At 70.0% G+C, this 9,889-nt stretch carries 9 protein-coding genes and 1 pseudogene; 1 reads left to right on the forward strand and 9 read right to left on the reverse strand.

What is annotated here, in order from left to right; all coding sequences use genetic code 11:
• Positions 1–91 precede the first annotated feature (91 nt).
• The 3 genes from ACH4VX_RS35335 to ACH4VX_RS35345 all read right to left on the reverse strand — a co-directional run bounded on the left by ACH4VX_RS35335 (position 92) and on the right by ACH4VX_RS35345 (position 4,215).
• Positions 92–415: a putative quinol monooxygenase gene (locus ACH4VX_RS35335; RefSeq protein ID WP_290006461.1), complete on the reverse strand. Its 324-nt coding sequence runs from the start codon at positions 413–415 to the stop codon at positions 92–94.
• A 55-nt stretch (positions 416–470) separates the two neighbouring features.
• A complete protein-coding gene (locus ACH4VX_RS35340; RefSeq protein WP_398373406.1) occupies positions 471–1,295 on the reverse strand; it encodes an alpha/beta fold hydrolase in 825 nt (274 codons plus the stop codon).
• Positions 1,296–1,455: 160 nt separating this feature from the next.
• Positions 1,456–4,215 (reverse strand): ATP-binding protein, encoded by a 2,760-nt coding sequence (locus tag ACH4VX_RS35345; protein ID WP_398373408.1) that lies wholly within the window; start codon positions 4,213–4,215, stop codon positions 1,456–1,458.
• 116 nt (positions 4,216–4,331) lie between these two features.
• On the opposite strand from ACH4VX_RS35345, the pseudogene ACH4VX_RS35350 reads away from it, so the two are divergent.
• Positions 4,332–4,656, forward strand: a pseudogene (locus ACH4VX_RS35350) (helicase); the annotation flags it as partial.
• Positions 4,657–4,814: 158 nt separating this feature from the next.
• Here the strand turns inward: ACH4VX_RS35350 and ACH4VX_RS35355 are convergent.
• The 6 genes from ACH4VX_RS35355 to ACH4VX_RS35380 form a co-directional block, all read right to left on the reverse strand.
• The gene (locus ACH4VX_RS35355) at positions 4,815–6,056 is read right to left on the reverse strand and encodes a low temperature requirement protein A (protein ID WP_398373409.1); all 1,242 of its coding nucleotides are present in this window, start codon (positions 6,054–6,056) and stop codon (positions 4,815–4,817) included.
• Positions 6,053–6,412, reverse strand: coding sequence for a hypothetical protein (locus ACH4VX_RS35360; protein ID WP_398373411.1), 360 nt, complete (start codon positions 6,410–6,412; stop codon positions 6,053–6,055). The genes ACH4VX_RS35355 and ACH4VX_RS35360 overlap by 4 nt, the downstream gene beginning before the upstream one ends.
• On the reverse strand, positions 6,409–6,741 hold the full coding sequence (locus ACH4VX_RS35365; RefSeq protein WP_398373413.1) for an SDR family NAD(P)-dependent oxidoreductase: 333 nt from the start codon (positions 6,739–6,741) through the stop codon (positions 6,409–6,411). Before ACH4VX_RS35365 ends, ACH4VX_RS35360 begins: the two co-directional genes overlap by 4 nt.
• 68 nt (positions 6,742–6,809) lie before the next feature.
• Positions 6,810–8,267, reverse strand: a complete 1,458-nt coding sequence (locus ACH4VX_RS35370; RefSeq protein ID WP_398373415.1) for an aldehyde dehydrogenase family protein — start codon at positions 8,265–8,267, stop codon at positions 6,810–6,812.
• Positions 8,268–8,389: 122 nt separating this feature from the next.
• Positions 8,390–8,614 carry a hypothetical protein gene (locus ACH4VX_RS35375; RefSeq protein ID WP_391026205.1) on the reverse strand — a complete coding sequence of 75 codons (225 nt, stop codon included), beginning with the start codon at positions 8,612–8,614 and terminating at the stop codon, positions 8,390–8,392.
• Positions 8,615–8,838: 224 nt separating this feature from the next.
• Complete coding sequence (locus ACH4VX_RS35380) at positions 8,839–9,693, reverse strand: IS5 family transposase (RefSeq protein WP_398373417.1); 855 nt, start codon at positions 9,691–9,693, stop codon at positions 8,839–8,841.
• Between the last annotated feature and the right edge of the window lie 196 nt (positions 9,694–9,889).

Genomic DNA, 9,889 nt, shown 5'->3' on the forward strand with positions numbered 1-9,889 from the left:
CAGGTACGACAAACTCGCCGTCCGCTACGAAGCGACCGTGCTGGTCGCGGCCATCAACGAATGGCTGTGACCAGCACTTTCGCAACAGACCCTAGTGGGCGGGACGGAACGGGCGCAGCAGGCGGATGCCGTCCTCGATGGATCCGTCGATCAGCTCGAGCATCTGCGGGACGAGTTCCCGCATCCGGGGCGCGGCGAGGTGTGCGTCGAGGTGGGCGCGTGTCTCCCAGCGTTCGTAGATGACGAACTCGCCGGGTCGGCCCTCGACTTCGTGGGCCTCGTAGTCGATGTTGCCGGGGTCGTTGCGCGAGGGGGTGACGGCGGCGGTGATGAACGCCTTGAGGTCGTCCTCCCTGCCCGCCTTCGCCTTCGCGTCCCAGACGACGGTCACGTAGCCGGTGGGTGTTGCGGTCATGGTCATTTCTTTTCTGTTCCGGGCTGACGGGCTGTGTGTCGGTACCGGGCCGGTGTCAGCTCTCGATGAAGTCGAGGAGGTCGGCGTTGACGGTGTCGGCGTTCACGGTGCACATGCCGTGCGACAGTCCCGGGTAGACCTTCAGGCGCGCGTTCTTGACCAACGTGATCGCCATCTCGGCGGAGTTGGCGATCGGGACGATCTGGTCGTCGTCGCCGTGCATGATGAGCGTGGGCACGTCGATCGCCCGGAGGTCGTCGGTGAAGTCGGTCTCCGAGAACGCCTTGATCCCCTCGTAGTGCGCCTGCGCGCTGCCGGTCATTCCCTGACGCCACCAGTTCTGGATGACGCCCTGGGAGATGTCCGCGCCCGGGCGGTTGAACCCGTAGAACGGCCCGGAGGCGAGGTCGAGGTAGAACTGGGAGCGGTTGGTGGCCACGGCCTCGCGGAAGCCGTCGAAGACCTCGACCGGCAGCCCTCCCGGGTTCGATTCGGTCTGGACCATGAGCGGCGGGACCGCTCCGATGAGGACGGCCTTGGCGGCCCGCCCGGCACCGTGCCTGGCGACGTACCGGGCGACCTCGCCGCCACCGGTGGAGTGGCCGACGTGGACGACGTCGCGCAGGCCGAGGTGCGCCACCACGGCGGCGGCGTCCGCCGCGTAGTGGTCCATGTCGTACCCGTGGCCGACCTGGGCGGAGCGCCCGTGCCCGCGGCGGTCGTGGGCGATGACGCGGTAGCCGTGCTGGACGAGGAACAGCAGCTGGGCGTCCCAGTCGTCCGAGCTCAGCGGCCAGCCGTGGTGGAACATGACCGGCCGGCCCGAGCCCCAGTCCTTGTAGAAGATTTCGGTTCCGTCGCTGGCGGTGACGAACGGCATGGTCTGCTCCTCGTGGTCTCGCCCGGGTACCGGGCGGATTCGATGTCTCCACGAGAATGGCTCGGCCACCGTACCGACAGCCTCCGTCAGCTGACTGACATCCGGCCGACGGCTCGCTCACGTCAGTACCGGGGCAGTGCTGAGACCCGACCGGTAGCTCTCACAGCCCGGTGGCCGGAAGTTCGGGAGGCAGCGCCTCCAGAGCGTCGCGGAGCCCGGCCCGCGACGTGATCCCCAGCTTCGGGAACACACGGTAGAGATGCGACGACACGGTCCGCGGCGAAAGGAACAGACGCGACGCGATCTGCGGGTTCGACAGCCCCGTCGCCGCCAGCCTGGCGACCTCCAGCTCCTGCGGGGTGAGGGCCTCACCGGCCTTGCCCCGGCCGGTCCGCGTCATGCCGGTGGCGCGGAGCTCCGCCGCGGCCCGGGCCTCCCACGAACGGGCCCCGAGCTCCTCGAAGCGGCCGCGGGCGGCGGCCAACTGCACCCGGGCCTCGCGGTTGAGCCCCTGACGGCGCAGCGCTTCGCCGTACGCCAGATGAGCATGGCCGACCTCGAAGGGCCACTGCTCGACGCCCGGCAGCCCGAGTGCCTCCTCGAAGCACCGGACCATGTCCTCGGCAGCCGATGTCATCGCCGTGACCGTGGCCGAGCTCAGCGCGAGCCGCGACGAGAGGTGGCCGACACCGGCGTCGCGCAGCGCGTCCGCGTGCCGTCGCGCCTCCTCGTGCCGCCCGGTGCGCACGGCGGCCTCGACGAGGTCCGGCGCGGACCACACGGCCTCGGGGTTGAACGGCGGCAGCACACCCGGGGCGCAGATCGCCGTGGCGTGCCGGAAGGCCGTCTCGAAGTCGGCGGCGCCGAGGGCCGCCCGGGCCGCCGCTTGGTGGGCGCAGTTCTCCAGCCGCCGCAGTCTTCTGGGCCCCGACCACCCCCAGACGGCCTCGCAGTGGCGGCGGCACGCGTCGAGGTCGCCGCGCTGGGCCGCGGCCATCGCGGCGATGTAGTGCCCCACCTGGGCGAACAAGTGGTATCCCATCTCCTCGGACAGGGCGATGAGCTCGTCCGCGGCGTCGGCCGACGGCTGCCACCGGCCGGTGTACAGGTCGTCCAGGGCGACGAACATCAGGGCCGGCATGCTCGACCCCACCGCGCCGCCGTCGCGTATGACCCGGGACACGGCCTCGCGACAGCCCGGAAGCCGGTCGAGGTAGGAGGCGGTCAGGGCGGTGCGGATGACCACGTCGGCGTCACTCTGGTCCCTCAGCCGCGCGATCTCCTCGTCCAGGCGGCGCAGCATGCCGTCGGTGAGGGAGCCGAGGTTGTGGTGGACGCGCCCCAGGGACGCCGCGGCGGCGGGCGACGCCGCGGGAAGCTGGGCGAGGACCTTGGACAGAGGCTGCCAGTGCTCGGGCCGGCCCGAGTACTGGCTGGCGAGCGTGAGGGTGAACAGCGCGGTCTCCAGCTCGCCGGACGGCGGACCGGGCGACATCGGCGCCTGCTCGATCGCCTCCATCAGCAGCGCGTGGGCGGTGTCGGCGTCCCCTTCCGTGACGAGCACGAGGAAGCCGGCCGTCGCGGCCGCCGAGAGCGACCGGGCCGCCGGATCGCCCTCGACCTCACGCATGATCTCGTGGCTGACCTCCAGATGACCCGCGACCCAGGCGGCGACGTAGGCGGCCTGCGACAGGCGGCGTCTGCGGACCATCCGGTCGGGGCTCAGCTCGGCCGCGCGCCGCAGCCTCGCGATCGCGCCGTCCGCGTCACCGCGCCGCAGGCTGCTCCGGGCCGCCGACTCCACGACGGCGGCGACCGCCTCGTCGGGCGCCGTCGTGGCTCTCGCGAGGTGATCACCGCGCCGCTCGGGCTGGTCGGCCAGCGCGTCGGCCAGCCGGCGGTGGGCGCTGCGCCGCTGCTCGCCGGTGGAACCGTCGACCACCGCGGCCCTGACCAGCGGATGCCTGAAGCGCACCACGCGGCCGTTCTCCGCGACCATGACCAGGTGGTCGCGCTCCGCGGGAGCGAGCCCGTCGAGCCCGCCCGGCCCGCCGGCCGCCTCGAGAATGCCGATGTCGCCGGAGCCCTCGAGAGCCGCGAGCAGCAGTACCTCGCGCGTTCTGTGCGGCAGCCGCCCGACGCGGGCGCTGTATAGAGCGCGCACGTCCCGTCCCTGGCCGCTCGCCCACCCCGCCCCTTGGCCGTGTTGGCCGCCGGACGCCCCGGCGGACCCGGCGAACTCGAGCAGAGCCAGGGGGTTTCCCTGCGCCTCGTGCGCCACGGTCGAAAGGACCCGACGGGGGAGGTGGGCGAAGCGCCGGGACAGCAGTCGCAGGGCGTCCGAGTCACCCAGCGGCGCGATCTCGAGCTCCGGCAGACCGGTGGACCGGAAGGATTCGCCGGACTCCGCCCGCTGTGCCCCGAGCAGCCCGATGCGGCGGCCCCCCAGTCTTCTGGCGACGAAACCCACCGCGGCCCGGCTCGCCTGGTCGACGACATGAAGGTCATCGACCACGAGGAGCAACGGCCGCTCCTTCGCAGCCTCGTCGAACAGGGACAGTGCCGCGTTCAGGACGGCGATCCGGCTCGGCGCGGGACCGGCGCCGAGACCGAGGGCGACCTCGAGGGCCTCCCGCGTGGAACGCGGCAGACGACCGAGCTCGTCCGGCAGCGAGCCGACGAGCTGATGGAGCCCCGCGAAGCTGATGTCCGTCTCGTACTCGTCGCCGCTCCCGCGAACGACCCGCATCCCCTTCGCCACCGCCAGATCGGCGGTCGCGTCCAGGAGTGCCGTCTTCCCCACGCCCGGTTCACCGGTGAGCAGCAGGACAGCTCCGTCCATCCCGGCCATGTCCAGGAACGCCGCAAGCTCGGCGAGCTCGCCCTCCCGGCCGACCAGCCCGGTCGGGCCGACGCCCATGCCTGTCCCTGACTTCGCCCACATCCGCCGCGTCCCTCGCTCTGCCTCGCGAGGCGGTCGAACCACCAGCCACGCACTTGACCAGCGATTATCGCACCCACCGGCAAACGGAGTGTGAAGCCATCTGCTTCGCCGACACCCGCAGCTCCCAGACGAAGATCATGCAGAACACCCGTCGGGCGCTGCGGCCCCACCGCAACGACAGCACGAAGGTCACGCGGGTCATCGTGCCGGTCTCTCCCCCGGCCTGGCAAAGACCCGGCCGGCATGGTCGCCTCCGCCGGCTATCGCCCCTTCGTCGCCGTCCTCCGAGGCCTGCGCAGTCGTGATGAACGACTCGTCGAGCAGCTCGCCTCCCGCGCCCGCACCGGCGGACAGCGCAAGATCCACGTCCGACGCGACGAAGACGGACGGATCATCGGTGCCGACACCGGCGGCGAGGACGTCGTCCAGGGCCAGCGGGTTCGCGGTGCCGAGCGGGTGCGTCCCCGTAGCCGGTGTGAACAACGTGTCACCGTCGTTGAGCGGTGCACCCGGCGCACGCCACGGGCGCCGTCGTACGCCGTGCCGGCCAGGTTCCCGCGGCGGCGAGGGTTCCCTCACAGAACTGGCACCGCGACGCCTTCCTCGCCCCTCCCACGCTCCGGGCTCGCCCCGAGCGCCGTCAGCGTCACCCCGGCTGCCACCGCCATCGCCGCCACCAGCCCCGCCGCGAGCACCGCCCAGTGACCCAGGAACGTACAGACGACCACCAGCAGCGCCGTGGCCGGCAGCACCGACTGCTGGGCGATCCCCACCTTGTAGAAGCGCGAGTGCAGCGCCCACACCGTGAGCAGGAACAGCGCTGTCGGCAGCGTCACCGCCGCCGACGCCGACAGCGCCGAAAGGTGCGCCTTGCCCACCGCCTGCTCCACCGCCACCTCCAGGCCGGCCCCGATCGCGGCACCCGAGACGAAGATCAGGTAATGGCCGTAGCCCCAGAGGAAGGACTGCCGGTTGGAGCGGAGGTGCCCGTGGATGGGGACCGCGAAGTACACCCACCAGGCGGCGAAGATGATCAGCAGCCCGCCGGCGGCGATGGGCAGCAACTCACCCAGGGCCTCGTGCTCGTCGATCCCCGACTTCACGGCGGCGGTCGCCGCCGCGATGGTCTCACCGAGCACGATGAGCGTGAGCAGCCCGTACCGTTCGGCGATGTGGCGGGGGTGCCACGGCGTGGGGTGGGCCCGCTCCGCATACAGCGGTACGGCCATCTCCAGCAGCGCCATCACCAGGAAGACCCACGGCCGGCCGGCCTCCGGCAGAGCCAGTAGCCCCAGCCAGCCGATCTGGCACAGCCCGATGGCGTACCGCAGCGCCATCGTCCGCTCGGGGCCCTGGCTCGAACGCGCCACGCGCAGCCACTGCGCCGTCATGGCGAGCCGCATGATCACATAGCCCAGGATGACGACCAGGTACGCGTGTTCCTCGAACGCCTGGGAGACGCCTGCCGTCAGGACGAGCACGCCGGCCATCTGGATCAGCGTGACGATCCGGTACAGCACGTCGTCGTTGTCGTAAGCCGAGGCGAACCACGTGAAGTTCATCCACGCCCACCAGATGGCGAAGAAGATCATCAAGTAGTTGAGGATCCCCTCGCCCGTGTGTCCCTCGACCATGGCGTGCACCAACTGGGCGCCTGCCTGGGCTATGGCCACGATGAAGCACAGGTCGAAGAAGAGCTCCATCGAGGAGACGCCGCGGTGGGTCTCGTCGCGGCCTCGCGCCGTGAGCCTGCGCAGTGGTCTGTGGTGTGCTGGCGCCGCGGAGCACACCGGCGGCGGAGCCGGGCTGCTTGTCATCTGGTGAGCCAAGCTCCGAAATGCCGCTGCAGTCGGGGATTGATCTGCCAGACCATCGCTGCTGCCGCCGCCGGGACGAGTACAGCGAGCCGCACCGGCAGGTACAGATCCTCCAGAACAGGGTTCGTGGCCAGGCCCAGCAGGACGATGGTGGGATAGATACCGCACACGGTGAGGAGCCACAGCTTCCAACGCCGGACGGCGGCCGGAACGGTGGGGCCGAGCCGGGGCTCGGCGTTCGCGGACGCGTCCCGGCTCTGCTCCCGGAGCGTGTGCCGGATGTCTGTCAATGCCGGTGGGCTTGGCAGTCCAGGATCGTCGGCACCGTACGCATGGGAAACAATTCTCTCGTTCATGGACCACTCCACATCGAAATGCTGCGTGTCGTTGTGATTCCATCGGCTCCTGCTCGACCGAGGCGATGTTGGCGCTGCGTGATTGGCTGCCCGCGCAACAGCGGCAGCAGTTGCCGGGTGAGCAGCACAGGGCTCAGATGGTTTCGCTGGGTCTCGGCCGGAGCGGACAGGTCGGCGATGTATCGCTCGGCCCCGAAACGTTGCGCGATCGGCACCGGTTGCTGCGGGTTACGATCGTGCAGAAGCAACTGGTGCCCTACTTCCGCAAGCTCCTCAGCCAGAGCGAGACCAAGACCGTTCGTCGCTCCGGTGATCAGAATCGACGGCATGGTGCGGCCTTCTTGTGCGGGGGCCCGGGCCCGGCGCCCGGGCGGGCGCCGGCCGGGTCATGATCTGATCAGTGAGCGGACTGGGTGTGGTCCTGCTCCACGTACACCTTGAGGGCCTGGAACTCCTCGATCGCGCGCGGGCCGCACAGATAGCCGTAACCGCTTCCCTTGACGCCGCCCTCCTCGAAGTCCTCGCTGATGGCTCCCCAGGTGTTGATCCATACCGTGCCGGTGCGGATGCGCCGGGCGATCCGGCGGGCCTTCATCGAGTCCGAGCTGAACACCGAGGCGGCCAGGCCGTAGATGGTGGCGTTCGCCTTGGCCACGGCGTCGTCCTCGTCGTCGAAGATCTCGAACGTCTGGACCGGACCGAAGACCTCTTCCTGCACGATCCGGACGTCGGTGCGGTCCACCTCGATCAGGCTCGGCCGGTAGAACGCACCGGCGGCCAGCGGGCCGTCGGTGACCACACCGCCGCGCAGCAGCACCGTGCCGTACGAGGTGGCTTCCTCGACGATCGCGTCCACCCGCTGGGCGGACGCCCGGTCGATCACCGGGCCGAGCTGGGCCTTCTCGTCGTCGCCCGACCCGAGCCGCACCTGCGCGAGCGAGTTGGTGAGGCGAGTGCGCACCTGGTCGGCGATGTCCCGGTGGACCAGTACACGGGAGCCGGTGCAGCAGAACTGTCCGTTCATCAGCACCAGCGACTGCACCACGGTGGGGATCACCATGTCGAGATCGGCGTCGGGAAGGATCACCATGGGCGCCTTGCCACCCAGTTCCAGGCCGAGCCGCTTGAGCGTGGGGGCGGCCGCGGCCGCGATGTGGCGCCCGACCGGCGTACTGCCGGTGTAGTTGATCACGTCGACCTTGTCCGAGGAGACCAGGAACGGGGCCCCGGTGTTGCCGGACTCGGTGAACACGCTGACCACGCCCGCCGGGATCTCCGGGACCGAGGCCAGGACCTGTGCGAACAGCTCATTGGTCAGTGCCGTCTGAGCCGGAAGTTTGATCACGACGGTGCAGCCGGCGGCCAGCGCCGGGCCCAGTGCCCGCACGGTCAGCATGATGGGGGAGTTCCAGGGAGAAATGATCCCGGCGACACCGAGCGGCTCGGGCACCGAGTGGGTGTACTGGCCGGGTGCCGTCTCGGCGGCGCGCCCGGCGGTCTGAGTGCGCACAGAGGCCGCCGCGTACCGCAGCCACCCAACCGCACCGCTGACCTCCCACGTGGTCTCACCCAGCAGCTTGCCGTTCTCCCGGGACAACATGGCCGCAACCTCGGGTACCCGGGCCTCGAGGGCGTCGGCCAGCCGGCTGAGCGCGGTCGCCCGGAGCGAGGGAGTGCGCGCCCATTCGGTGGTCTCGAACGCGGCGGCGGCGGCGTCCACGGCGGCCGAGGCCTCTGCCTCGCCACCGTCGTAGAACGAGCCGACGACGGTGCCGTCGGCCGGGTTGATCGATTCCAGAACCGAGCCGGAGCCGGTCCACTGTCCGTTGATCCAGTGCTGCGCGATGGTGTTCATGGTCCGCTCCTCGTGGTCTCACCCGGGTACCGGGCGGATTCGATGTCTCCACGAGAATGGCTCGGCCACCGTGCCGACAGCCTCCGTCAGCTGACTGACATCCGGCCGACGGCTCGCTCACGTCAGTACCGGGACAGTGCTGAGACCCGACCGGTGGCTCTCAGTGGACGCCAAGTCCGCTTCTGGTAGCGGCCTCGTCCCGGCTGCTCGAGGAATCCTTGGCGAGCGAGTCGTCCCAGGCGGGAGCAGGTGACGTTGATCGAGGGCTCGTCGGTGGGCAGGTCGAGGTGCTCGTGCAGATCGCGGACACGGAACACCTTTCCGGGGTGCTCGTTGAACATGGTCACGATGCGCTGGTAGACGGTGGCAGTGGCGGTCTCCGCGAGGGCCGTTGTGTGGTGGGGAGGGGTGAGGCCGTCGATGACTTTGCGGGTGGCGGCGAGCTCGGCCAGGCGGGCTTCTGTCTCGGCAAGGTCGGTGGTAAGCCGCTCGATCTACTCGCGCAGGTGGTCAGCGCGAGCTGCGGTTTCATCGTGTTCGGTCTGCAGCAGCCGCAGGAGTTCGCAGACGTTCACGCGGCCAGCTCCACGTCGTCCCGCCAGGTGGGAGTAGGGGCGGTGAAGCGGCGGAGCATGCCGGCGGTGGAGGCCCAGTAGACGCGGGAGGTCGCGTTGTCGGACCGGTGATCGTAGTTTCGGGCCAGGCGCCGCTGCAGCATGAGGGTGCCGTTGACCTGCTCGACCACCCACCGCTTCGGTTGCGGGACGAAGCCTTTCCCCTCGCCGTCGAGGTTGCGGCGAACCACCTCGACGGTGATGTCCTTCACCGCCCCGTGGATGATCACGGCGGCCTTGAAACCCTGGTCGACCAGGACCTTCTCCAGGCGCATCCCGCACCGCTCGGCCGCTTGGTCCAGCAGGGCGATGCCGGCCTCGTTGTCGTGCGCGCTCGCGGCCAGAACCACCACTCCGATGATCAGACCCAACACGTCGACGGCGAGCCTCCGCTTCCTGCCGGGCGTCTTCTTGTTCGCGTCCAGTCCCGTCGTCTCCTTCGGCACCCCGGCCGCCACGCGGACGGACTGGGTGTCGATGATCACCAGGGACGGGTCCTCTAATCGTCTGGACCGCTCCCGCACCTGGCAGCGCAGGATCTCCTGGATCCGCTGGTCGAGGCCGTCCTGGCGCCACAGGGTGAAGTAGTAGAACACCGCCGACCAGGCCGGGAGGTCGTGCGGCAGGAGCCGCCACTGGCAGCCCGTCCGGTTCTGGTAGAGCAGCGCGTTCACGACCTCGCGCAGGTCGCAGGAGCCCGGGTTCCCGGTCGCCGACCGTGCCACCCGCTCCTGCTTCCACGCGGTGACCAGCGGCTCGATCAGCGCCCACTGCTCGTCGGACAAGTCGGTTGCGTACGGCATCCGTTCCATGCCCGAGACCCCACCATGTACACGCCATGACACGAGGACGGAACCGCCCCATCACCCACGAACGGGCGACACCACATCATCGGGAACGGGACTTAACGCCCTCTGAGAGGGCGTTTATGCAGGTCAAGACCTATATGCGGCTCTCGCCCCTGACCCGCTTTGAGGGCCTTCATCCCATAGGCAGCGAATGACGCTC

It is taken from the genome of Streptomyces sp. NPDC020731 (assembly GCF_044334705.1).
Classification (GTDB): Bacteria; Actinomycetota; Actinomycetes; order Streptomycetales; family Streptomycetaceae; genus Streptomyces.